General features: G+C 43.1%; 19 protein-coding genes. 12 read left to right on the forward strand and 7 right to left on the reverse strand.

The window, feature by feature from the left end:
- Positions 1-175: 175 nt before the first annotated feature.
- Both HUK62_RS04325 and HUK62_RS04330 read left to right on the forward strand, forming a co-directional pair.
- A complete protein-coding gene (locus HUK62_RS04325; protein ID WP_176537180.1) occupies positions 176-727 on the forward strand; it encodes an adenylate kinase in 552 nt (183 codons plus the stop codon).
- Positions 728-855: 128 nt separating this feature from the next.
- Entirely contained in the window at positions 856-1,068 is a 213-nt protein-coding gene (locus HUK62_RS04330; RefSeq protein ID WP_176537181.1) for a hypothetical protein, read from the forward strand.
- 61 nt (positions 1,069-1,129) lie between these two features.
- Here HUK62_RS04330 and HUK62_RS04335 read toward each other — a convergent pair whose 3' ends face one another.
- Positions 1,130-2,146 (reverse strand): hypothetical protein, encoded by a 1,017-nt coding sequence (locus HUK62_RS04335; RefSeq protein WP_176537182.1) that lies wholly within the window; start codon positions 2,144-2,146, stop codon positions 1,130-1,132.
- Between the two features lie 157 nt (positions 2,147-2,303).
- On the opposite strand from HUK62_RS04335, the gene pheS reads away from it, so the two are divergent.
- From pheS to HUK62_RS04350, 3 genes are all read left to right on the forward strand, one after another.
- A complete protein-coding gene (gene pheS, locus HUK62_RS04340) occupies positions 2,304-3,284 on the forward strand; it encodes a phenylalanine--tRNA ligase subunit alpha (protein ID WP_004979194.1) in 981 nt (326 codons plus the stop codon).
- Positions 3,285-3,421: 137 nt separating this feature from the next.
- Complete coding sequence (gene pheT / locus HUK62_RS04345; RefSeq protein ID WP_176537183.1) at positions 3,422-5,803, forward strand: phenylalanine--tRNA ligase subunit beta; 2,382 nt, start codon at positions 3,422-3,424, stop codon at positions 5,801-5,803.
- The gene (locus HUK62_RS04350) at positions 5,800-6,096 is read left to right on the forward strand and encodes an integration host factor subunit alpha (protein WP_004649746.1); all 297 of its coding nucleotides are present in this window, start codon (positions 5,800-5,802) and stop codon (positions 6,094-6,096) included. The genes pheT and HUK62_RS04350 overlap by 4 nt, the downstream gene beginning before the upstream one ends.
- A gap of 141 nt (positions 6,097-6,237) precedes the next feature.
- Here HUK62_RS04350 and HUK62_RS04355 read toward each other — a convergent pair whose 3' ends face one another.
- The 3 genes from HUK62_RS04355 to trxA form a co-directional block, all read right to left on the reverse strand.
- On the reverse strand, positions 6,238-6,498 hold the full coding sequence (locus HUK62_RS04355; RefSeq protein ID WP_176537184.1) for a hypothetical protein: 261 nt from the start codon (positions 6,496-6,498) through the stop codon (positions 6,238-6,240).
- Between the two features lie 410 nt (positions 6,499-6,908).
- Entirely contained in the window at positions 6,909-8,177 is a 1,269-nt protein-coding gene (gene rho / locus HUK62_RS04360; RefSeq protein WP_004692266.1) for a transcription termination factor Rho, read from the reverse strand.
- A 330-nt stretch (positions 8,178-8,507) separates the two neighbouring features.
- A complete protein-coding gene (trxA, locus tag HUK62_RS04365) occupies positions 8,508-8,834 on the reverse strand; it encodes a thioredoxin (protein WP_004692264.1) in 327 nt (108 codons plus the stop codon).
- 263 nt (positions 8,835-9,097) lie between these two features.
- Between trxA and ppx the strand changes: the two genes are divergently transcribed.
- The 5 genes from ppx to HUK62_RS04390 are packed head-to-tail and all read left to right on the forward strand — an operon-like array spanning position 9,098 to position 14,213.
- Positions 9,098-10,621, forward strand: coding sequence for an exopolyphosphatase (gene ppx / locus HUK62_RS04370; RefSeq protein ID WP_176537185.1), 1,524 nt, complete (start codon positions 9,098-9,100; stop codon positions 10,619-10,621).
- 30 nt (positions 10,622-10,651) lie between these two features.
- Positions 10,652-11,476 (forward strand): acetyl-CoA carboxylase carboxyltransferase subunit alpha, encoded by an 825-nt coding sequence (locus HUK62_RS04375; RefSeq protein WP_078388708.1) that lies wholly within the window; start codon positions 10,652-10,654, stop codon positions 11,474-11,476.
- Positions 11,413-12,759 (forward strand): tRNA lysidine(34) synthetase TilS, encoded by a 1,347-nt coding sequence (gene tilS / locus HUK62_RS04380; protein ID WP_176537186.1) that lies wholly within the window; start codon positions 11,413-11,415, stop codon positions 12,757-12,759. The genes HUK62_RS04375 and tilS overlap by 64 nt, the downstream gene beginning before the upstream one ends.
- A gap of 22 nt (positions 12,760-12,781) precedes the next feature.
- Positions 12,782-13,618 carry a pyrroline-5-carboxylate reductase gene (gene proC, locus HUK62_RS04385; RefSeq protein WP_176538445.1) on the forward strand — a complete coding sequence of 279 codons (837 nt, stop codon included), beginning with the start codon at positions 12,782-12,784 and terminating at the stop codon, positions 13,616-13,618.
- 25 nt (positions 13,619-13,643) lie between these two features.
- Positions 13,644-14,213, forward strand: a complete 570-nt coding sequence (locus tag HUK62_RS04390; RefSeq protein ID WP_004979206.1) for a YggT family protein — start codon at positions 13,644-13,646, stop codon at positions 14,211-14,213.
- 141 nt (positions 14,214-14,354) lie between these two features.
- Here HUK62_RS04390 and polA read toward each other — a convergent pair whose 3' ends face one another.
- Positions 14,355-17,120, reverse strand: coding sequence for a DNA polymerase I (gene polA / locus HUK62_RS04395; protein WP_176537187.1), 2,766 nt, complete (start codon positions 17,118-17,120; stop codon positions 14,355-14,357).
- A gap of 162 nt (positions 17,121-17,282) precedes the next feature.
- On the opposite strand from polA, the gene HUK62_RS04400 reads away from it, so the two are divergent.
- Entirely contained in the window at positions 17,283-19,979 is a 2,697-nt protein-coding gene (locus tag HUK62_RS04400; RefSeq protein WP_176537188.1) for a DUF2339 domain-containing protein, read from the forward strand.
- Positions 19,980-20,028: 49 nt separating this feature from the next.
- On the opposite strand, the gene HUK62_RS04405 is transcribed toward HUK62_RS04400, so the two are convergent.
- Both HUK62_RS04405 and HUK62_RS04410 read right to left on the reverse strand, forming a co-directional pair.
- Positions 20,029-20,952: a mechanosensitive ion channel family protein gene (locus tag HUK62_RS04405; RefSeq protein WP_004692251.1), complete on the reverse strand. Its 924-nt coding sequence runs from the start codon at positions 20,950-20,952 to the stop codon at positions 20,029-20,031.
- A 9-nt stretch (positions 20,953-20,961) separates the two neighbouring features.
- Positions 20,962-21,774: a hypothetical protein gene (locus HUK62_RS04410; RefSeq protein WP_039890186.1), complete on the reverse strand. Its 813-nt coding sequence runs from the start codon at positions 21,772-21,774 to the stop codon at positions 20,962-20,964.
- Positions 21,775-21,888: 114 nt separating this feature from the next.
- Here HUK62_RS04410 and gspE point away from each other — a divergent pair, with 114 nt between their 5' ends.
- Complete coding sequence (gene gspE, locus HUK62_RS04415) at positions 21,889-23,376, forward strand: type II secretion system ATPase GspE (protein ID WP_078388702.1); 1,488 nt, start codon at positions 21,889-21,891, stop codon at positions 23,374-23,376.
- Positions 23,377-23,400 lie beyond the last annotated feature (24 nt).

The raw sequence follows: 23,400 nt of genomic DNA on the forward strand, positions 1-23,400 counted from the left end.
TTATATTTTACTAATTGAATAAATACTAAAAATTATTGTTTTGTCGGTGCAGAGAATATCGGTGTTTACGTTTTTAGGCTATTACTTTAATTGTAATTTTAATGCTAATAATGTTTTAAGTATTGAAACTTCTAGATATAGTTTTTAACTCTTTTCGAGTCTTGGGTAGATGGTTATGAAAAGAATCAATGTTGTAGGAACCTCTGCTACAGGCAAATCTACATTTTCCAGAGCTTTGGCCGAAAAGTTAGATTTGCATTATATCGAGTTGGATAATTTGTTTTGGTTAGACGACTGGCAAGAATGTCCTGATGAGGTGTTCTTTGCCAAGATTGAGTCAGAAGTACAAAAGGCGACACAGGGCTATGTGATCGATGGTAACTATACCCGTGCCATTCCTGTGAAATGGGCGGAAATTGATACTGTCATTTGGTTGGACTTACCGTTTCCAGTCAACCTTTACCGTTCTGTGAGGCGTGCGGTTCAGCGGGCATGGGCGCAACAGGATTTATGGGAAAACTCGAATAATCGGGAAAGCTTGCTGCGGATGTTTGGTCGTGACTCGATTATTTGGTGGATGATCAAAACACATGCTAAAAACCGACAGAAATACTTAAAAATGATGCAGATGCCTGAATATCAACATATACAGTGGATTCATTTAAAGACACCGAAGCAGGTGAGTCATTTTTTAAATCAGTTGGCTGTTGAAAGGCATAGCGTTTAAATAAAAAATATCAGTACCTACTCAGCGATTAAGATGAACCTTTAAGCTTTAGTTACATAAATCTGCTTTAATCTCAAAGGTGGCCGATGCCTAATAAATAAAAAGATTAAAAAGAAAAGGAGCAGGATATGCTTGCAGAAATTACTGGGATGGGACAGGGAAGTATCACGGTGGAATTACAAATGATTCCCAGAAAAGGTGAGTCAGTCAAAATTATGTATGGCCCTGATGCGGAGCTTGAAGGCGAGGTGGTTTTGGTTAATCATTATATTAATCAACATGCCAATCAGCATAAGGTGCAAATCAAAATCCGGCCCTTCAATCTTCTAATTACCGCCTGAAGAAATTGAGACCATAAAAAAGCGCTCTTTGAGAGGAGCGCTTTGATATATCTCTAATAGCTTATAAGCCAAAATAATAGCCAACTACACAGATCAAAATCGTAATTATGATTAAAGCAAATACCCCGGTTTTCCCCGATTTGTGGTGTGTTTCATGAGGCTTGGTCTCTATCGCACTTAATTTAGGTGTTGGATGATTACGTGCATCCAGTGGTGTGGTCGTATCTTTGGGTGTGAGCTGCGCGGTTTGATAGTGATTGGCCACTTTCACAATGAACTTGGTACTTAAATCATCAATCTTTTGTTCAAAATGACGTAGGTTCAATTGCTCATCTGGCGTGAGCACTTGGCCTTCTGCATTGTAAGGATGTTGAATTTTAGTTTGGATAAATGCTGATAGTGTATCTAAACGATACAGCGTTTGGTGTGCATAATCAGCAGCGTAATCTGTTGGTAAAAGAGCGAGATGATGGGCTTCATCTGAGGCATCTTGTTGTCCATAGTAAGGTAAGTTTACCGTCTCAGGTTCTACTAAACCTTGTGTAAATGGGGCACTAAACAGTTCTTGTTCGGTAAAGTTTTCGATTTCATCCCATTTCGGCGTTTGTAAGTCCGCTTCAATACGTTTGCTGAGCTTGTGATTTAGTTCAAAACGCCATAAATTTTCGCTACGGATTGAGCTTTGTTGTGTTTTTGGAGTTATAAAATCGTGTTCAGCGCTGTACCATTCAGCTAGTTCTTTACCAAAAATCCAAGCAGTTTTTTGCTGTGCTTGATGGCTCACAATAATATGTGGTGTAGCGAGGAGTTCAACATTTGGGTTAGGGTTCTTTTCATCTGCTAGCAATGTTGAGCTATGCAGACTGAGCTGTTTGACCCCTTGTTTTTTTAAGGCTTCAAGCCACACTTGAAAATGCTGAGCCAGTAAATGTTGGCTATTCAGATCACGAAACTGAAAGCAATGTCGGTCAAAAATGGCATGTTCTAACCAACGTTGGAAACTTAGGTTGTGGCGTAAATATTCATTGCCATAAGTCACTAAAGTAAGTTGTTGTTGCCAAATAGGATCAAGCGACATCGTTTGTTGTTCTCTTCTGTGATGGCCCTATCTTAACCTGATTATAAAACCATGTACTAAACAAATTTTCCTGATCGTAGAGCTTCATCAACGTGCTTAAAAACTGATAGAATATGGGGTTTTATTAATTTTATAAATTGTTGCTTTGAGAGTTACTATGTCACTGGAAGCCCTGACCACTGAAGCGCTTGCTGCGATTGCAGCAGCAGAGGACCTTGCTACACTCGATCAAGTACGAGTGCAGTTTACGGGTAAGAAAAGCCAGCTCGCTGAGCAATCCAAAGCTTTAGGTAAAATGGACCCTGAAGAGCGTAAAAATTTTGGTGCGCAAATTCATGCAGTCCGCGAAGCGATTACCGGTGCTTTAACTGAACGCCAAACACAATTACAACAAGCGGCGTTGGCGCAAAAACTTGCAAGTGAAACGGTGGATATTACTTTACCGGGTCGTGGTCAAACGATTGGTAGTATTCACCCCGTTACTCAAGTACAAGAGCGTATTTGTCAGTTCTTTACCAAAGCGGGCTTTGTGATTGAAACTGGGCCAGAAGTTGAAGATGACTACCACAATTTTGAAGCTTTAAATATTCCAGGGCATCACCCTGCGCGTGCAATGCACGATACTTTCTATTTCGATGCGACACATTTGCTACGTACCCATACTTCGGGTGTGCAGATTCGTACTATGGAAACCCAGCAACCCCCGATTCGTATTGTGTGCCCAGGTCGTGTATACCGCTGTGACTCTGACCAAACGCATTCGCCAATGTTCCATCAAATTGAAGGTTTGTATGTGGCTGAAAATACTAGCTTTGCAGAACTGAAAGGTTTATTGGTCAATCTGTTAAACGAATTCTTTGAAAAAGACTTAAAAGTGCGTTTCCGTCCATCTTATTTCCCATTCACAGAGCCAAGTGCTGAAGTGGATATTATGGATGAGCGTGGTAAATGGTTAGAAGTGCTTGGTTGTGGCATGGTACATCCAAATGTCTTGCAGGCAGCAGGGATTGATCCTGAAAAATACAAAGGCTTTGCTTTCGGTCTAGGTGTGGAACGTTTTGCGATGCTTCGTTATGGCATCAATGACTTACGTATGTTCTACCAGAACGATGTACGTTTCTTACGCCAATTTGCTTAATAGTTTAAACAGTTATTTTAGAATTATTGAAATCCCCCTAAATCCCCCTTTATAAAGGGGGACTGGTCTACCTAAAACGGTGGTGTGTTTTCCTCTCTTTAAAAGAGGGGTTAGGGGAGATTAAGGACATTGAATTTATGAAAATTAGCGAAAATTGGTTGCGTACATGGGTTAACCCAGCCGTTGATAGCAATACATTATCTGACCAACTGACCATGCTGGGTTTAGAGGTCGATGATTTATCACCTGCGGCAAAACCGTTTACTGGCGTGGTTGTTGGTGAAGTGTTGACTGTAGAGCAACATCCCGATGCAGACCGTTTACGTGTGACCACGGTGAATATTGGTTCAGGTGAACCTTTACAAATTGTTTGTGGTGCGCCAAACGTACGTGTCGGTATGAAAGCCCCTGTGGCGACCATTGGTGCTGTGCTTCCAGGTGACTTCAAAATCAAGAAAGGCAAACTTCGTGGCATTGAATCACAAGGTATGCTATGTGGTGCGTCTGAAATTGATCTAGAAGATAAAATTGATGGTCTTTTAGAGTTAGCCGTTGATGCACCTGTCGGTGTGGATATTCGTGAATACTTACAGCTTGATGATCATGTCATTGATATCAGCATCACGCCAAACCGTGGTGACTGTTTTAGTATTCGTGGTATTGCCCGTGAAATTGGGGTGATTAACCAACTGACCGTGACTGCACCTGAAATTAATGCTGTTGCTGCGACCATTGCTGATGAGAAAAAAGTCGTGGTGAGCACTGAAGGCTGCCCACGCTATTTAGGTCGTGTGATTAAAAACGTGAATACTAAAGCAGCAACCCCAGAGTGGATGGAACGTGCTTTGGTTCGCTCAGGGATTCGCCAGCACAGTATTTTGGTTGATATTACCAACTATGTACTGATGGAGTTAGGGCAACCACTCCATGCTTTTGATGCAGCAAAAATTCAAGGTTCAGTCCAAGTTCGTCAAGCGAATATGGCGGAGAAATTGGTTTTACTGAATGAACAAGAAGTTGAGCTCAATGAAAAAGTCATGGTGATTGCGGATGATGAAAAAGCATTAGCGATTGCAGGCATCATGGGTGGCTTGTCTTCATCTGTTACCGATGAAACCCAAGACATTTTCTTAGAGTCTGCATTCTTTGCCCCATTAGCCATTGCAGGTCGTGCCCGTAGCTTTGGCTTACATACCGATGCGTCGCAGCGTTATGAGCGTGGTGTAGATTTTGAACTCCCAATGCTCGCGATGCACCGTGCATCACAATTGATTGCAGAATTGGCGGGTGGTGAGTTCGGTCCGATTACGACTGTAGAACAAACGGCAGTTTTACCGAAGCGTGAAGCGATTGAGCTGGAACAAGCGCAAGTGGATCAATTGCTCGGTTATCGCGTAGATGCTGCATTTATTGCGGATGCCTTAACCCGTTTAGGTTGTGCTGTGACGGTTAAAGCAGAAGGTCAGTGGTCTGTAGTACCACCTTCACACCGTTATGACATGGCAATCTACCAAGACCTGATTGAAGAAGTTGTGCGTATTCATGGTTATGACAATATTCAAATCAGTTTGCCAAAAATTGAAGCGAAATTGGCTCAATATCAAGACCAATTTGAAATGGCTCAGCTGCGTCAAACTCTCGTGACTTTGGGTTATCAAGAAGCGATTAGCTTTAGCTTTGCAGACTTAAAGCTTGAGAAGCAACTCAATGCGGCTGTGAATCCTTTGGCTTTGGCTAACCCAATTTCAAGCGATTTAGCCGTGATGCGTTCAACACTGCTCTCTAGTTTGATTCCGTGTGTGCAATACAACGTGAACCGCCAACAAAGCCGTGTACGTTTCTTTGAATTAGGCTTGCGTTTTGACTATCAAGATGCTGAATTTATTCATGATTTGAAACAAATTCCTACCCTGGCAGTGATTGCAACAGGTGCAAAAACTTCAGAAACTTGGCATGCTAAACCTCAAGCTATGGATTTCTTTGATTTCAAAGGTGAAATTGAAGAAGTATTGGCGGCAGGTCGTGTGCAAGTAGACTATGTTCGTTCTGAGCGTAGCTGGTTGCATCCAGGACAGTCTGCTGAGATTTTAGTCGATGGCCAATCTATTGGTTACTTTGGTCGATTACATCCATCTTTAGAAGATGCATTGGATTTGAGCACAACTTGGGTGGCTGAACTTGATCAATCGGCTGTTTTGCAAACTTATGTATCTAATTTTACAGAATTATCACGTTTTCCGTCGGTTAGACGTGATATTGCGCTTTTAATTAGTGATAAGATAAATGTAAGTGAAATTCAGCAACTTATCGAAAAAACAGGTGGTGAGCTTTTAGACTCGACTTGGTTATTCGATGTGTACACTGGGCAAGGCGTTGAAGATGGTAAGCGCTCATTGGCATTTGCACTTCTTTGGCAACACCCATCACGTACGCTTGAAGATGCTGAAATTAAATCCGGTATGGATCATATTTTACAAGTGTTGGAAAACACTTATCAGGCGACATTGAGGGCTTCATGACAGCATTAACAAAAGCGGAAATGGCTGACCATCTAAGTGAGCTCACGAGTTTAAACCGTCGTGAAGCTAAGCAAATGGTCGAGTTGTTCTTTGACGAGATTAGCCAAGCGCTAATCTCTGGTGAGCAAGTTAAACTTTCTGGTTTCGGTAACTTTGAGTTGCGTGATAAACGTCAACGTCCAGGTCGTAACCCGAAAACGGGTGAAGAAATTCCGATTTCTGCACGCCGTGTAGTGACCTTCCGCGCAGGGCAGAAATTCCGCCAGCGTGTGGGAAATGAGCAGATCGATTGATCTGCTTTTTTTTGCTTAGAATTTTTCTGATTGTTTGGCTGATTTAATTCTTGCCAAATAATGGAACGTCGTTTTTTGATAAATTTTGAGCATAAAAAAAGAGAGCCAAGGGCTCTCTTTTTCTGACTAATCTCTAAGAGATTAGTGAGCTTTAGCTTCAGAAGCAGCAGCAGTAGCAACTTCAGAAGCAGCAGCAGTAGCTTCAGAAGCAGCAACGTCAGCAGCAACAGTTGCATCAACAGCAGCAACAGTTGCATCAACAGCAGCGTCAGCAGCTTCAGAAGCAGCAGCAGTTGCATCAGTAGCAGCAGCAGCAGCAGGAGCTTCTTCTTTCTTAGCACAGCCAACGAAAGCTAAAGTAGTAGCAACTGCAGCAGCAATAGCGATTTTTTTGAATAACATGGCATCACTCTCTAAAATATGAGATTAAAAAAAACCGACGTTAGTCTGTTGTGTGCTTTTATTGTTCCTAATTTTGCTAGGGACTAACAATGCAGGAGCAGCCTAACTGGTCTGCAAATATGCTATCACTGCGCATTTTGAATTGCTACTAGCTGGGATGAAAAAAGTGATAAAAAAGTCTAAAAACAGTGCTTTTTTAACAGAAAATAACAATCAATGATGAGGTTTGTATTGGAGAAGTGCCAAATAAACATTTAAAAAGATGAAGGTTTTTTATTTCAAATTTTTGTTTATCAAAAACTTGCAAATAAGTTTACAGAGAATCGGATGAAATGTTGCTTTGTGTAAGCTAAGTCAACCAAATAAAAAGGCTGTCGTTAAGACAGCCTTTTTAGGTAAAGCAGGTCGGATTAGCTGGTCGCTTTACGCTTCATTTGATCAAAGAAATCATCGTTGGTTTTGGTTTCTTTCATGCGATCAAGTAAGAATTCCATTGCTGCAAGTTCATCTTGGGTATGAAGTAACTTACGTAAAATCCAGACCTTACGTAGATTGTCTTCAGACATTAAGCGCTCTTCGCGACGGGTGCCAGACTTTTTGATATTCATCGCAGGGAAGACACGTTTTTCCGCAATACGGCGATCTAGTGTAATTTCTTGGTTACCTGTACCTTTAAATTCTTCGTAGATCACTTCATCCATTTTACTGCCTGTTTCAATCAGAGCTGTAGAAATGATGGTTAGTGAGCCACCTTCTTCAATATTACGTGCTGCACCGAAGAAACGCTTAGGGCGTTCCAGCGCATGTGCATCCACACCACCAGTTAAAACCTTACCAGATGAAGGCACAACGGTGTTGTAAGCACGTGCTAAACGGGTAATGGAGTCGAGTAGAATCACAACATCTTTCTTGTGCTCAACCAAACGTTTTGCTTTTTCAATCACCATTTCAGCCACTTGAACGTGACGAGCAGGAGATTCATCAAACGTTGACGCAATGACTTCACCACGAACAGTACGTTCCATTTCCGTCACTTCTTCAGGACGTTCGTCAATGAGAAGAACGATCAGGAAACACTCTGGGTTGTTACGCACGATCGACTGAGCGATGTTTTGTAACAACATGGTTTTACCCGCTTTTGGCGGTGCTACGATAATTGAACGTTGGCCTTTACCGATAGGTGCAACCAAGTCAACCACACGTGCAGTTAAATCTTCTGTCGTCCCGTTACCAAGTTCCATCACCAATTGCTCAGTTGGGAAAAGTGGTGTTAAGTTTTCAAACAAGATTTTGTTACGTGAGTTTTCTGGCGTGTCGTAGTTAATTTGGTTCACTTTTAACAGTGCAAAATAACGTTCGCCTTCTTTGGGTGGACGAATGGTTCCCGTAATGGTGTCACCAGTACGTAGATTGAAACGACGAATTTGAGATGGGCTAACATAAATGTCATCTGGGCCTGCAAGGTAAGAACCCGCTGCAGAGCGTAAGAAGCCGAAGCCATCTGACAGAATTTCCAAAACGCCATCCCCAAAGATCTCTTCGCCATTCATCGCATGGCGCTTTAAGATGGCAAAAATAATGTCTTGTTTACGGTTACGAGCCATTCCTTCGAGGCCCATAAATTCAGCAATTTTGATGAGTTCGCCAATCGGTTTTTTCTTGAGTTCGGTTAAATTCATAGGAGGTCAGATAAGAATCAAAAATTCTAAATTACAGGATGAAAAGGAAGCAACATTTAGCCGCAGACATGCAATGAAGTAACGCAATTGTATTTGAACTATAACAATTCAGAGGACTGATTCATTGTTTGAAGAGAAACGTGTCAAAACAATTTGTATTGCCGAGCGGCGATCTTATGTGTTGTGTCTTTTAAGAAAATGACAGGATTGAATAATCCTTTATCTCTTGATCATGCAATATAAGAGAGAAAGACAGACTTGTCAATTTATAGCCGAAAAAAATACGCTGTTGTTTAGACAGCGTATTTCATTTTCAATCTAAACGGATGCTTAAATGTTTTCTTCAATGAAAGCAGTCAATTTCGATTTTGGTGCAGCGCCCACTTGTTGAGCAACAACTTCACCATTTTTGAACATAAGTAATGCAGGGATGTTACGGATGTTATAGTTCACAGCAGTTGCTTCACAAGAAGTCACGTCAACTTTAACAATCTTTACTTTACCTTCGTATTCGTTCGCCAATACTTCTAATACAGGTGCAATTGCTTTACATGGCGCACACCAGCCTGCCCAGAAGTCAACAAGCACAGGAACGTCTGATTGAAGTACATCAGCGTCGAAGTTTGTATCAGTTGTATTTACGATATTGCCAGACATGGATAGCTCCAGTTTCAATTTTTGGATAGTTTTATGGCTAATAGTATGTCATAGCCTGCTATCACTGAGTAGATGGATTACTAAATTTTCAACCTTTAGTTTGAATTTGTCTAATTGAAGCTCACGATGTTACTGATCGTGTAACACAATTGTCATATATGCCGAAATTTTAAAAGCTCGTCAATTTCTGACCACAAATGGCTTTTAAATTGCATGGAGGTGAATTAATCTAAGCACAATTCTGTATAGGTTTATATTAAATCATGTCTGATTTTTTGATTGATGAAGAGTTACTTGCTGCCATCGATATGGGGTCGAACAGCTTCCACTTAGCGATTGCGCGAGTGGACCATGGCGAAGTGAAAAAAGTTGCGTCAATGTCAGAAAAAGTACAGTTAGCAGCGGGTTTAGATGAAAATAAAAATTTAACGGAAGCCGCACAGCAGCGTGGTTTGGCCTGTTTATCTCGCTTTGTCGGACGCTTAGGTTCGGTTCAGCCGAATCGTTTAAGAATTGTGGCGACCAATGCGCTACGCCAAGCCAAAAATGGACATGAATTTATTCAAAAAGCGGCAGAAATTTTGCCGAAGCACATCGAAATTATTGCAGGTCGTGAAGAGGCTCGTCTGATTTATTTAGGTGTATCTCATACCATGGTAAACAGTGGACGCCGTCTTGTGATTGATATTGGTGGGGGGTCGACAGAGCTGATTATTGGTGAAGAATTTGAGCCCATTCATACCGAATCTTTACAAATGGGCTGTGTAGCATTTACTAAAGCCTTCTTTGTCGACGGTGAAATTAATCAAAAAAGTTTTGATAAAGCCGTGGTTGCAGCACGTAAGGAGCTGTCTGGTATTGCCAATACCTATAAAGAAGCGGGTTGGGATACGGTGGTCGGTTCGAGTGGAACCATCAAAGCGTGTCGTCAAATTACCGTGAATATGGGTTGGAGTAATGAAAAAGAAGAACTCACCCGTGACGGTTTAGATAAGCTTAAAGAAAAATTGCTCAAATATAAACATGTCGCTGAGATGGAATTTGATGGTCTAAAAGAAGACCGTCGAGCAGTTTTGCCAGCCGGAATCGCTATTTTGTATGCCATTTTTGATGTACTTGAACTGGATAAATTGGTGTATTCAGATGGTGCCCTGCGCGAAGGGGTGATGTACGACTTACTGGGACGTTTTCAACATGAAGATATCCGAGATCGTTCTGTACAAGCTTTGATGGGCCGTTATAACGCTGATCCTAAACAAGCTGAACGGGTCGTGAACATGGCTCAGCATTTGTTTGATGGTGTGGCGGATTCACTGAAATTAACCACAGAAGACAGTGATTTACTGCGTCGTGCAGCTTATCTGCATGAAATTGGTTTAGCGATTAGTCATGCGGGCTACCATCGTCATGGCGCATATTTATTGCAACATTCTGACATTGCGGGCTTCTCACAAATTGATCAAAACCATCTATCACATTTGGTGGCCCATCACCGTCGTAAGCTACGCAGTGACGCGCGTGTCGATGTGATGAAGGTTGGCGGCAACAAATTAGTGTATTTATGTTTGTTACTTCGCCTCGCTGTTTTACTCAATCATAGTCGTAGCGATCAGATGCTTCCTGCCATTGAATTAACAGTAGGCAATGCGCAACAATGGCGGCTGAGTGTTTCTGGTAATGCCGCGCAATGGCCTTTGCTGGTTGCGGACTTGCATGATGAGCAAGCGCAATTTAAGCATTGGGATGTTGAGCTGGATATCCAATCAGAACAATTTGTCGATGAATAAATTGGTCAATTAGGGATTTATGGTTGAGCTATGAAGAATAAAGCTGCGCAATCCAAAGCATGGACGACGGTTCAAATTGCACGTCATCCTGAGCGTCCGCAATTTTTAGATTATGTGAGTGAAATTTTTACCGAATTTGATGCTTTGCATGGTGATCGCTTATTTGGTGATGATGGTGCAATGATCGGTGGATTAGCTCGCTTTGATGGTCAGCCAGTCATGATTGTGGGTCAACACCGTGGTCGTAGTACGCGTGAAAAGTTACAACATAACTTTGGTATGAGTAACCCAGAAGGTTACCGTAAATCACAACGTTTACTCGATATGGCTGAACGTTTTAATCTACCCGTCTTTACCTTTATTGACACCATGGGTGCATATCCAGGTGTGGGTGCAGAAGAACGTGGTCAGGCTGAAGCAATTGCAACATCTTTGGCACAACTTTCAAGCCTGAAAGTGCCTGTCATTGCAACCGTACTTGGTGAAGGCGGTTCAGGTGGTGCACTGGGTATTGGTGTGGCTGACCGTGTGGTGATGTTATCCCATAGTATTTATTCAGTCATTTCACCTGAAGGCTGTGCGTCTATTTTATGGAAAACAGCTGAAAAAGCAGAGCAAGCCAGCGAAGCTTTGGCATTGACTGCTGAAAAATTACAGAAAATTGGTATTGTTGAATATGTGGTCGATGAAGGTGAAGGCGCTCATCTCAACCCAGAACAAGTCATGCATGCTTTAAAAACCGTTTTAAAAGATGCATTGGCTGAGTTGCAACCAATGGATGCGAATGAACGATGCGAAGCACGTTACCAACGTTTAATGAAGTTTGGCAGCGACAATTTAGGGCTAGTGTCTTAACTGAGTTTCAGGATACGCCTGAACAGCCTCATTTTTTAATCGGATGTAGTGGTGGCATGGATTCCATGCTGCTACTCCATTTGATGTCTCATTTATTTCCCAAGCGCATTCGCGCCATCTATATTGATCATCAATTGCAGGATGTTAGTCCGCAGTGGGGTAGCTTTGTTCAAGAACAATGTTATGTCCTTGATGTCCCATGTGTGATTCAAGCGGTGGATGTTGATACAGGCAATGTAGAAAGCCAAGCGCGTAGTGCACGTTATGCGGCCTTTCAGAAGCATCTTCTTGCCAATGAAATTTTAGTTCTCGCCCATCATCAACAAGATCAAGCCGAAACCGTTTTACTCCGATTACTCTCTGGTGCGGGGATTCATGGACTTGCCGCCATGCAGGGCATCGATATACGAGAGCAATTTACAATTTGGCGCCCGCTATTGGCTTTGTCCAGACAGCAAATTGAGCTGTGGGCTGATGAGATGCAACTGAGAAATATTCAAGACCAAACCAATTTTGATACCAGTTATGATCGTGCATGGTGCCGAGCTGAATTGTGGCCAATCTTAGAAAAACGCTTTCCGAAAATGCAGCAAGCTTTGGCACGCACCAGTTATTTGATGCAAGATGCCGAAATGATTTTGGCTGATGTGTTGGCACAAGATTGGGCTAGTTGCGGCAATGCTACGGTTTTAAATTTAACCCCATTTCGTCAGTTATCTGCACCGAGACAGCGACAGTTGCTGTCTGCTTGGATGAAAGGTGAGGATTTATATCGTCCTGCTTTTGATATGGTGCAACGCTTGTTTGATGAAGTGATTGAATCCAAAGTGGATGCCCAAGCCGCATTGCATTGGAACCAATATTATTATGTGCGCTATCAACAACAGCTCTTTCGTGTCAGTAAAGCCGAGTATTTGGCGGAAGAATGTCAGACGATTGAGTCAATTGAGCAGCGTTTTAGTTTAGATCAAGCTTATGGATTTGCTTCAGGGCAATATCGGATTGAAACACAAAAATATGGACTGTCTTCTGAATTATTAGAGCAGCCTTTACAGATAAAACCGCGCTTAGGTGGGGAAAAATTGCATTTGTATGGACGTGTAGGGGCATGGCCGTTGAAAAAAGCCATTCAGAGCGCACAAATTTTTCCGTGGCAACGTCATACAATACAAATATTAAGCATAGATAATGTTATGCTTGGTGTTTTTACGCCTAAAGGATTTTGGTTGGTCGAGTCGGCTTATTGTGAATCGGGTGGATGGCAACCAAATTTAATCGCTTAGTTAAAAAATTCAGGATAGAGAAATAATCATGAGCGCAGTGTTGAATCGTAATATTTGTTTTATCGGCGGTGGTAACATGGCTCAAGCCCTCATTGGTGGCTTGATTTCACGTGGTTTACCTTCAACTCGCATTACGGTTTCTGATCCTGTTGAACAAGTTCGTCATTTATTGGCTGAAAAAGACTTGGTGGTGAGTGAGGACAATGCATCTGCGATTCGTGAAGCCGATGTCGTGGTCTTAGCGGTTAAACCTCAAGTTTTAGCCGATGTTTTAAAACCATTAAACGGTTTATTTGACGGTAAGTTGATTATTTCGATTGTTGCGGGTGCTGAAATTGCAACGATTGCTGCATTAGCTGGCAGTAATCGTATTGTTCGTGTGATGCCAAATACGCCTGCTTTAGTACAAACAGGTGCGCATGGTTTATATGCCACTGAGGCTGTAGATAAAGAAGACCGTGATTTGGCGAGCCAAGTACTTGCTGCGACAGGTTTGACTTTATGGGTAGGCGATGAAGCGCAAATTGATGCTGTGACTGCGGTGTCTGGTTCAGGTCCTGCGTATTTTTTCTATATGATGGAAAGCATGATCCGTGCAGGTAAAAACCTCGGTCTAGATGAAAAAGTAGCAACGGCGTTGACGTTGCAAACTGCATTGGGTGCGGCACAAATGGCAATCACGAGCTCAAATACACCAGCTGAATTGCGTAAAAATGTCACTTCACCGAATGGTACAACCCAAGCGGCACTTGAAGTGTTTGATCGTGCACAAATTTCACAAAATATCCAAGCTGCATTGGCTGCTGCTCAAAAGCGAAGTCAGGAACTTGCTCAAGAGCTGAGTGAAAGTAGCAAATAATCGTTTTATTTAGGAAAGTTCAAGTATGGGTGCAAACTCTGCGCTAATTTTTGGCATCATTATTAACGTTGCAATTTTACTGGTGTTCTTCCGCTTTCTCATGCAGTTGGCAGCGGTTAACTTTTATAACCCAGTGGTGATGTCGACCGTAAAAGCCACAAAAATTGTGGATATGTTTGGTCGTATTTTTCCAAATGTAGCGAAAGGCCGCGTTAACTTAGCGGCTTTAGTGCTTTTGGTTTTATTGTACTTACTGAAAATTTTTGGCGTCATGTATCTCTCTGGAGCGATGCCGAATAGTCCTGTGCATTTGGTCATTTTAACTTTTGTGACCATGATTCAGGACTTGATTCGTTTCTGTCGTTACCTGATTTTTGCAACGATTATTTTAAGTTGGGTGGTGATGTTTACGCAGTCACGCTCACCTTATATCGAAGTGATTCAAGAGCTTGCTGAACCATTATTGGCACCGTTTCGCCGTTTGTTGCCCAATATGGGGATGATTGATCTTTCTCCAATCGTGGCGTTCTTGGCGCTGTATATAGCTGAAATGATTATGAATGAAGTGGCGATTGTTCTGCTCACTGGTTTATAAGCTTTTAGCGAATAAAAAAGGACTCGATTGTGAGTCCTTTTTTGTTGTTGAAATTTTTAGGTGAAGACGTTGATATTTCTTCTAGGAAGTAAATGAGCTTCATCCCAGCCTTCCTCCTAGGAGGAGGAAGGTGCAAATGTTTTAGTGGGCTTCATCCCAGTTTCGACCTTTGCCGACTTCAACCAACAATGGCACAGAAATTTTCAAAACAGATTGCATCACGTCTGCCAGTTTCGAAGCCAGTTCATCAGCAATACTTTCATCGACTTCAAAAACCAATTCATCGTGTACTTGTAGTAGCATTTTGGCTTGATCTTTAGGCAGCATTTGATCAACTGCAATCATCGCCATTTTAATAATGTCTGCTGCAGAACCTTGTAGTGGTGCATTAATTGCGGCACGTTCAGCCGCTTGTTTGATCATTTTATTGCTTGCCATAATATCGGGCGTATACAAGCGACGGCCTAAAATGGTTTCGACAAAACCTTGTTCACGTGCAATTTGACGGGTACGTTCCATATAGTCGAGCACGCCCGGATAACGTTGGAAGTATTTCGCAATATAGCCACGCGATTCTTCACGGCTAAAACCGAGTTGACGGGTTAAGCCAAACTCAGACATGCCGTAGAGTAGACCGAAATTGACGGCTTTGGCCTGACGACGTTGGTCTGACGTGACATCTTCAAGTGCGACACCTAAGACTTCAGCCGCTGTACGACGGTGTACATCTTGCCCATGATTAAAGGCATCGACCAAGGCTTCATCTTGTGAGAAATGCGCCATTAAACGCAGTTCAATTTGTGAATAATCGGCTGCCAAGAGCACGCGACCTTGTGGTGCAATAAAGGCTTTACGAATTTGACGGCCAATTTCCTCACGTACAGGAATGTTCTGTAAGTTGGGGTCGGTCGAAGACAGACGACCAGTTGCGGTCAGTGCTTGGTGGTAGCTAGTATGCACACGATGGGTATCACTGTTGGCTTGTTTTAATAAGCCATCGGTATAGGTGCTTTTTAGTTTGGATAAACCGCGATAGTCCAAAATCAGCTCGGTAATCGGGTGGTCAATCTTTTCTAAAACACTTTCAGAGGTACTGTACTGACCCGTTGCGGTTTTTTTGCCGCCCTTAAGTCCGAGTTTATCAAACAAAATCTCACCGACTTGCTTCGGCGAGCTGACATTGAAACTTTGTCCTGCCAGTTCGGTAATTTGGCTTTCAAGGTTGGCCATGGTATTGGCAAACTCAACACCAAGTTGGTCAAGGAAGCCTAAGTCGAGCTCAATGCCGTTTTCTTCCATGATGGTCAGGACACGAGCAACTGGCATTTCGACATTGTGCAAAATATTGACCAGTTCGGGATGCTTTTGTAGTTTGGCATCGAGCACTTCAAACAGGCGATAGGTCACATGTGCATCTTCAGCTGCATAGTGCGCGGCGGTTTCGATCTCAATTTGGTTAAAGGTTTTTTGTTTTGCGCCTTTACCTGCCACCTGTTCAAAGGTCGTGGTTAAGTGGCTGAGGTAGAGACGCGAAACGTCGTCCATCCCGTGACGAGTCGCCACAGCATTGAGTACATAAGATGCCAACATGGTATCGAAATACCAGCCTTTTAGTTCAATGCCATGATTTTCTAAGACATGCGCATCATATTTCAAATGATGACCGATTTTCTGAACCGATTCATCTTCTAAAATAGGTTTAATTTGCGCCAAGATCTGTTCACGATCTAGCTGCGCAGGTGCATTTTCATAATCATGCGCAAGTGGAACGTAATACGCATCTTGCGCATCGAACGCGACCGAGAAACCAACAATTTGTGCTACGCGATAGTCTAAACTGGTGGTTTCAGTATCAAAGGCAAAACGTTTTTCTGTAGTTAAACGCTTGAATAATTGTGTCCACTGTTCTGCACTGAGCACAGTATGGTAGTTCGCTTGACCCAGTTGGTCATCGACGCTGCTTTGAACAGCCTGATCTTCTGTATTGATAACGGTTTCAGATTGTGCTGATTTTACAATTTCTTGTGTTGCTTGTTTATAGGTTGCACTATTGGGATTGTTTGGATGATCGAGCGATTGCAACTGCTGACGGAATTCAAGCTCGGTATACAGTGAACGTAAGGCTTCGGTATTCGGATCTTGGAGTTTCAGATCGTCAAAGGTCAGTCCTGTCTCTAAGTCACAGACAATACTTGCCAGTTGGTGATCAAGCGCAATGCCATCAGCATGTTCTTTGATGTTTTGACCGACTTTGCCTTTAATTTTATCGACATTTTCTAAGATGCCACCAATCGAGCCATATTCTGTTAACAGTTTTGCTGCGGTTTTAGCCCCGACACCCGGAACGCCCATAATGCCGTCAGAGGCATCGCCCATTAAGGTCAGATAGTCAATAATTTGGTTTGGCCACACCCCAAACTTTTCAAACACGCCATTTACATCCATCGGCTTGTCTTTAAAGCTGTCTTCTAAGGTGACTTTATCTGTCACCAACTGTGCCATGTCTTTATCGCCTGTGGAAATCAACACTTGCTGTCCCGCGGCTTCCGCACGTTTGGCCAATGTCCCGATGATGTCATCTGCTTCGGCACCTGGGAGCATGTACAAGGGGATACCCAAAGCACGAATTAAGGCATGCAAATATGGAATTTGCTCTGATAACTCCTCAGGCATACTCGGGCGGTCACCTTTATAAATCGGCGATAGCACATGACGAAAAGTTGGTTCTGGTGTATCAAAAATGACTGCCATATGTGTTGGCTGGGTACGACGCATCAGTTTTTGGATGGCAGAAATTGCCCCACGAATTGCATTGGTATGTAAGCCAGTTGACGTGGTGAGCGGTGGCAAAGCATGAAAAGCACGAAATAAAAAGTATGAGCCATCGACCAAGACAAATGGTGGCATTGCAAGATTCCTTATCCAAATAACCCGTTTATTGTACGTGATTTTGGCACAGAACAAAGTGTATTGATGTACCGATTGGCATAGATGGTTACGGTTATGCGCTTAAAGATGTACTACAAGCTGATGTATTATTTGAAGATGAGAAAAAGAGATTGAGAACGGATGCAAACTGGACAGCGTGAAATTCGCATGATGTGGTTAATGGGGCTGACGATTGTTGCGATTGCAGCATGGTTTTTGGCCGTGCCGCTGTTGAGTGCATTGTGTGGAATCGCGTTGATCATGAGTGTTATGCACTATGTCGATAGCATTGAAAACCCTAGTATGACCTTGGCGGAACAACGGGGCATTGCTTTTCAGCCAACGTCAAAAGTGCCGCTTTACCTTGCTGCTTTCGTCATTTTGATCGGTATGGTGGGGCAATGGGGCGGACTCATTGGATTGGGGATCAGTGGTTGGTTGTTCTTTTTCTTTCGATGGTTACGTCGCCTAGAATATCTATTGTTATCCGTGCAAGCACAGCCATATCAGGTGATATCTGACCGATTCACAGAATCTGAAAATTCTCCCTCTTTACCCACTACTCTAAACAACACAGATGATTTAAGTCTCAGTGAGCAAGTGAAACGCTGGCTTTGGCAGGGCAATCCTGTCTTAAAAGTTGCGATTGTGATACTGCTGATTGGGCTTATTTTGTTATTACGCTTTGCCACCGAACATTGGCAGTTGAGTCTCGCGGTTAAGCTGAGCCTCGTTGCTGCGGTAAGTGTAGGTGTTGTGGTCTTTGGTTGTGTGCTCCTACAAAAGAACCGCAGTTTTGCTTTGGCTTTAGAAGCACTTGGACTGTCAGGCTTATTTTTGACCTTATTTTTTGCTTACTACAACGGCGTGATTGCAAGTTTAGCGATTGCAAGTCTGTGCTTTGTGGTGGTGATGGCGGTTACACTTTGGCTCAGTTTAAAACAGCAGTCGATTGAGCTGGCGTTGATGGCGATGATCATTGCTTATTTGGCACCCTTTACTTTGCCAGTACGGAATGCCACTGCGATAGAGCTAGTGGCTTATTATTTGGTCATTAATATTGCGGTTGCTGTTTTAAGCACGTTCAGGCCGTGGAAAGTCCTCAACCAAATTGCTTTTTTAATGACGGTAGTCGTAGGCGGAGCTTATGCCTTTTATCAGGGTAAAGCGTCTGAGCGAGACATGCTGGCCGTGTTGGTTTTGGCACATAGTACGGTCTTTATTTGGTTGAGTTTTCGTTATAGCCAACTGTTGGCCCGTGAGGATTTAACTCAGTTTAAGTTAAAACCGATCTTGGATGTGGCTTTGATTTTTGCTGCACCTATTGTTGCTTTTGCTTTTTTGTATGTGATGTATTTTGAGGAAACGATTTGGCAGGCAGGCTTTAGTCTGGGCTTTGCAGCGCTCTATGCCATGCTTTATCAACTGCTAAAAAGAGCCCATAGCGTTGAGCTGATTGCGCAAAGTTATCTCAGTCTGACTTTGGTCTTCTTGGCGCTGATTCCCCCTATTTTGCTGCCTGATCAGTGGGGTGTGGTGGGGTGGTGTGTTGAGGGTGCACTGATCTTTATGTATGCCTTATATCGAAATTCCGCTCTGAGTCGTTATTTGGCGATGGGCTTATTGGCCGTGGCAGGGCTCTCAAGTCTGTATTATGTGGTGGAGCTCAATCATTTTCCAACGGAAGTCTATTGGGCACTGTGTCTGAGTTATTTTGCTGTGGTTACCGTTGCTAACAGTGTAGAGCGCTTTAGACAACAGTTGTCTTTTGCCACCATTGCCTTTTTTTGCTTACAACTGCTTTCAGCAACCAGCATGTTGTTTATTTTACTTTTGGATGAAATCGACAGTAAAAGTCAGGTGACGATGGCGCTGCTGATCATCGTGCTTTTATATACGGTATTGAATGAATGGTTGCTCTACCGTAAAGCCAGTTGGTCATGGCTATTACCCAAATGGATTGGCCTGATTCCGCTGTATGCAGTTGCCTTTATTTTCTTGGTGGGCTTGAGCCATGATGGCGTCATTATGTGGTCGTCTGGTTTAGACCGGCTATTGTTTGCTTTAACGAGCGGATTACTCACGTTGCTGTGGTTGCGCCCGTTACAGGGGGTTGAGGATGAGCAGGAGTGGGTGAGTTTGGGGGCTTTACTCAGTTTGGCGCTGACCAGCTTAACTCTCATTCCAAGTATGCTGTATCTGAGCATGGTTATTTTACCACTGGCCTTTGCTGCATGGTGTTATGTGAAACCGATTCAAACGCGATGGAGAAAGTTTTGGCAGGCCCGCAATACCTTAGTGCTTATGTTGTTTTGGATCGTGTGTTCTCAGATCTTTAGCCAACAAGCTTTTGCAGGGTATTGGTTACCCATTTTCAATCCATTCGACTTAGTTAGTATTGCGATGCTGACAGGTTTTATTTGGATGCTGAATTTGCAAATGAAAGCAGGTTTGGAGAAAAGCCTGGGTGCCATTTTGATGATGTCGAGCCTACTTTGGCTCAGTAGTTATGTGGTGCTACGTGCGCTGCATGTCTACTTCCTAACACCCTATAATGACTGGGAAATGTGGGAAAATGCTTTGGTGCAATTGAGCTTTACTTTGCTTTGGGTCAGTTTGGCGTTCATTTGCATGCTGACAGCAACCAAGCGTAATTTGCGCTCACTTTGGATTTTTGGTGGCTGTATTTTGGTATTGGTGACATTGAAATTAGTCTTGTTTGACTTATCTCATATAGGGACACTCACCCGCGTGATTTCATTTTTAGGAGCGGGTTTGGTGATGTTGGTGATTGCGTACATTGCGCCGATGCCTGAACTTGAGGAAAAGATCAATTAAACAAGTTCAGCTCCTTATGTCTGCCTGGATTATAAGGAGCTGAGACGATTTATTTGATGTTCGGTTCTCGTTTCAAGGCTTGCGCATTGGCATATTGATCAATTTCTTCATTGGATAAAGGACGCGAAAGCGGATGATCGACAAAGCCCATTTTAGGCACAGGAATTTCGATTTGGTTATCTAAGAAACCATTACGAATACGTTCCTGCATTTCATCACGTACTTGCAAAAAATGTTCTTGCTGACACCACACGGCAAACAATAACTCAATCGAAGACTCGCGAAAGGCGGTGACGGTGACGGCAGGTTTAGGGTCGGCCAGCACCAAAGGATATTTATTGGCGACATCAATCAGCACTTCACGTACTTTAATGATGTTCTCATGAAAGTTAATCGCTAGGGTGATGGGAATACGCCGTATTGGAAACTTAGAGAGGTTATGAACAGGCGCTCGAATCAGTTGTTCATTTGGTAGTCGTACATAAATGTTGTCCTGAGTGAGTAACTTAACCGAGAGGAGGTCAATTGAAATGACTTCACCTTCAATGGTATTGCCGCGAATAAGGGTGATTGAAATGGTGTCGCCAATTTCAAAAGAACCTTCACCAATCAGGAACAAACCACTGATTAAGTTGGATGCAGAGGTTTGTGAGGCAAAACCCAATGCAACCGTCAAAATACCTGCTGCACCTAAAAATACACTGAGTTTAAAACCAGCTTCTTTGAGGCTGGCCATCACAAAAATTAGGAAAATAAAGTAAAAAATACCACGACGCCAGACCAGTCGTTGGTGGGCGTTAAACTTGGTGCCAATGGTTCGGATAAAGGTATTTGAAACCAGACGTGCCAAGAGAAACCCAACAAAACACAGCACTAAGGCAATTAAGATTTCCGTTAATCGTTCTGTATTGATGTTGGTAAAAATGCCTTTTAGGCTACTGGTAATTTCTTGGGGAATATTTGAGTTTGGCATCTGTTCCCCTTAGAAGAATGAATCAAACATATTAAATAATGCACTCGCCGAAGAGCGCGGTGGATGCACATAAATCACTTTGCCTGCATGCGGAGGCGTACGGTTTTCGATACGGATTCGCGGTGGCCGATCGGCACCTTCATGCAAGACCTTAATTTGTGATGTCCAAAGTCGTCCCGTACTTTCACTATAAAATAAAGGCAGGGCTGAAACAGGCACGTTCATGCGGTCGAAGCGCAGTTGTAAATGGCTGGTGTTGTGGAACTCAATAGGCGTCACCGCACGAAATGCACGTGGTTTGAGTTGATGCAATTCAGTTCGACCATCGACAGCCGTAGCGTAGGCAATTTCACCTGTACGGTGGTTTGGCCCAAACCAAGTTTCTTTGGGTAAAATCACAGGAATATCAAATAGGGGGTCGCGCTGACCTTCAATAAAACCCGAAATCCATAATGGAGTGCTGATATACAGCGTCCCGCGCTGACCCGCTGGAATATAAATCGGATCGACAGGTTTAATCACCACTGAACGATCGGCCAAACGTGGCATCAGCTGAATCGTATGATGGGTGTTTTTAAACATGTAACGTTTAATTTCAACGGGTTGTGGAAAGGCGAAATGTGGGTCTTCTATCGCATGCCATTTTTGCTCATAGTCATACTGAACTTGAGGACGATGAAACTCTAAACGCCACTCTTGTAGACCGCGGGTGAGGCGAAAAAGTAATGAGCCGAACTGCCACGCACGGGCTTGATTCAACTCAAAGTTGTATTCCCCCCACCATTTTAAATTGGGGCTATCCGATTCAAACAGTTCATTCATATTAGGCAACAGCACATTTCCTTATATTGCAAATCAGTGAAAAACAGACTTCACGCTGTCATATGCTTAGAGTACACTCAAAATAATATTTTTCATCATTATTATAATTTTAAGATGCAAGTGCTTAAACAATTACAAATTCCCTATAGTTTTGCGAAGCGTCATGGCGTGCTGTTGCGTTACGAAGGCGATCAAGCCTTTATTGTGCGCCGTGAAAGTACCCCGTTGTTGGCTTTGCAAGAGGCACGTCGTTTTTTAGGTGTGGCAGCACAACATCAACTGTGTAGTGATGAAGAGTTCCATCAGCTTTTAAGCAGTAGCTATGCAGGGGACAGTGGCGAATCACAACAAGTGGCCGCAGGTTTAGAAGATCATCCCGATTTACTCAGTTTAGCTGACCAAGTGCCTGAAGCTGAAGATCTGATGGATCAAGAAGATGATGCCCCAATTGTTCGTTTGATTAATGCATTATTGTCTGAAGCCATTCGTGTTGGCGCATCCGATATTCATATTGAAGCCTTTGAAAAGAAACTATCGGTGCGTTTACGTGTCGATGGGCAATTACGTGAAATTGTGCAACCACGCCGTGAACTAGCACCGTTGTTGGTGTCTCGTATTAAAGTCATGGCCAAATTGGATATTGCAGAAAAACGGATTCCGCAAGATGGGCGTATTTCACTGCGTTTAGCTGGGCGTGAAGTGGATGTGCGTGTATCGACTTTACCATCATCACATGGCGAACGCGTGGTGATGCGTTTATTAGATAAACAAGCCGGTCGTTTGAACATGACTCATTTGGGCTTATTGAAACCTGACTATGAACGCTTGACTCAATTGGTGCATCGACCACACGGCATTATTTTGGTCACAGGGCCGACAGGTTCGGGTAAAACAACAACGCTTTATGCGGCGCTTTCAGACCTTAATGACGGTTCGAAAAATATTTTGACCGCAGAAGACCCGATTGAATATCAATTGGAAGGGATTGGACAGACGCAAGTCAACACCAAAGTCGATATGACTTTTGCGAGAGCCTTAAAAGCCATGCTGCGTCAAGACCCAGATGTAGTCATGGTGGGTGAAATCCGTGACTTGGAAACGGCTGAAATTGCGGTACAAGCATCGCTCACAGGGCATTTGGTTTTATCTACACTGCATACCAATACGGCCATTGGTGCGGTGACCCGTTTAAAAGATATGGGCATTGAGCCGTTTTTGTTGTCGAGTTCTTTGATTGGTGTCATTGCACAGCGTTTAGTGCGAACCTTATGTAGTCACTGTGTGACATGGCATGAAGCCGATACTTTTGAAACACAACTGTTTCAGCATTTGAATCCAAAAGCAGAACTTCAGTTACCTCAACCGAATGGCTGTGAACGTTGTGCACATACAGGTTTTACAGGGCGGACGGCGATTTATGAAATTGTCGCTGTGGATGATCAAATGCGTCGTTTAGTTCATGGCAATGCCGCTGAATATGAATTAGAAAGTTATGCCCGACAACACTCAGGCTCTATTCGTGATGATGGTTTGCGTAAAGTGTTGGCTGGGAAAACCACACTGGAAGAAGTATTACGTGTGACTAATGAAGCGGCAGAGTAATGAATAAAGCTAAAGATTAAATTT

It is taken from the genome of Acinetobacter sp. NEB 394 (assembly GCF_013374795.1).
In the GTDB taxonomy this organism is placed as follows: Bacteria; Pseudomonadota; Gammaproteobacteria; order Pseudomonadales; family Moraxellaceae; genus Acinetobacter; species Acinetobacter johnsonii.

Coding starts and splice junctions, on each gene's coding strand:
- HUK62_RS04325 (WP_176537180.1), top strand. CDS start 176: ATGAAAAGAATCAATGTTGTAGGAACCTCTGCTACAGGCAAATCTACA.
- tilS (WP_176537186.1), top strand. CDS start 11,413: ATGCGAAGCACGTTACCAACGTTTAATGAAGTTTGGCAGCGACAATTT.
- HUK62_RS04405 (WP_004692251.1), bottom strand. CDS start 20,952: ATGCCAAACTCAAATATTCCCCAAGAAATTACCAGTAGCCTAAAAGGC.
- HUK62_RS04335 (WP_176537182.1), bottom strand. CDS start 2,146: ATGTCGCTTGATCCTATTTGGCAACAACAACTTACTTTAGTGACTTAT.
- pheT (WP_176537183.1), top strand. CDS start 3,422: ATGAAAATTAGCGAAAATTGGTTGCGTACATGGGTTAACCCAGCCGTT.
- ppx (WP_176537185.1), top strand. CDS start 9,098: ATGTCTGATTTTTTGATTGATGAAGAGTTACTTGCTGCCATCGATATG.
- pheS (WP_004979194.1), top strand. CDS start 2,304: ATGTCACTGGAAGCCCTGACCACTGAAGCGCTTGCTGCGATTGCAGCA.
- HUK62_RS04390 (WP_004979206.1), top strand. CDS start 13,644: ATGGGTGCAAACTCTGCGCTAATTTTTGGCATCATTATTAACGTTGCA.
- HUK62_RS04410 (WP_039890186.1), bottom strand. CDS start 21,774: ATGAATGAACTGTTTGAATCGGATAGCCCCAATTTAAAATGGTGGGGG.
- polA (WP_176537187.1), bottom strand. CDS start 17,120: ATGCCACCATTTGTCTTGGTCGATGGCTCATACTTTTTATTTCGTGCT.
- HUK62_RS04350 (WP_004649746.1), top strand. CDS start 5,800: ATGACAGCATTAACAAAAGCGGAAATGGCTGACCATCTAAGTGAGCTC.
- HUK62_RS04400 (WP_176537188.1), top strand. CDS start 17,283: ATGCAAACTGGACAGCGTGAAATTCGCATGATGTGGTTAATGGGGCTG.
- HUK62_RS04355 (WP_176537184.1), bottom strand. CDS start 6,498: ATGTTATTCAAAAAAATCGCTATTGCTGCTGCAGTTGCTACTACTTTA.
- HUK62_RS04375 (WP_078388708.1), top strand. CDS start 10,652: ATGAAGAATAAAGCTGCGCAATCCAAAGCATGGACGACGGTTCAAATT.
- gspE (WP_078388702.1), top strand. CDS start 21,889: ATGCAAGTGCTTAAACAATTACAAATTCCCTATAGTTTTGCGAAGCGT.
- HUK62_RS04330 (WP_176537181.1), top strand. CDS start 856: ATGCTTGCAGAAATTACTGGGATGGGACAGGGAAGTATCACGGTGGAA.
- trxA (WP_004692264.1), bottom strand. CDS start 8,834: ATGTCTGGCAATATCGTAAATACAACTGATACAAACTTCGACGCTGAT.
- rho (WP_004692266.1), bottom strand. CDS start 8,177: ATGAATTTAACCGAACTCAAGAAAAAACCGATTGGCGAACTCATCAAA.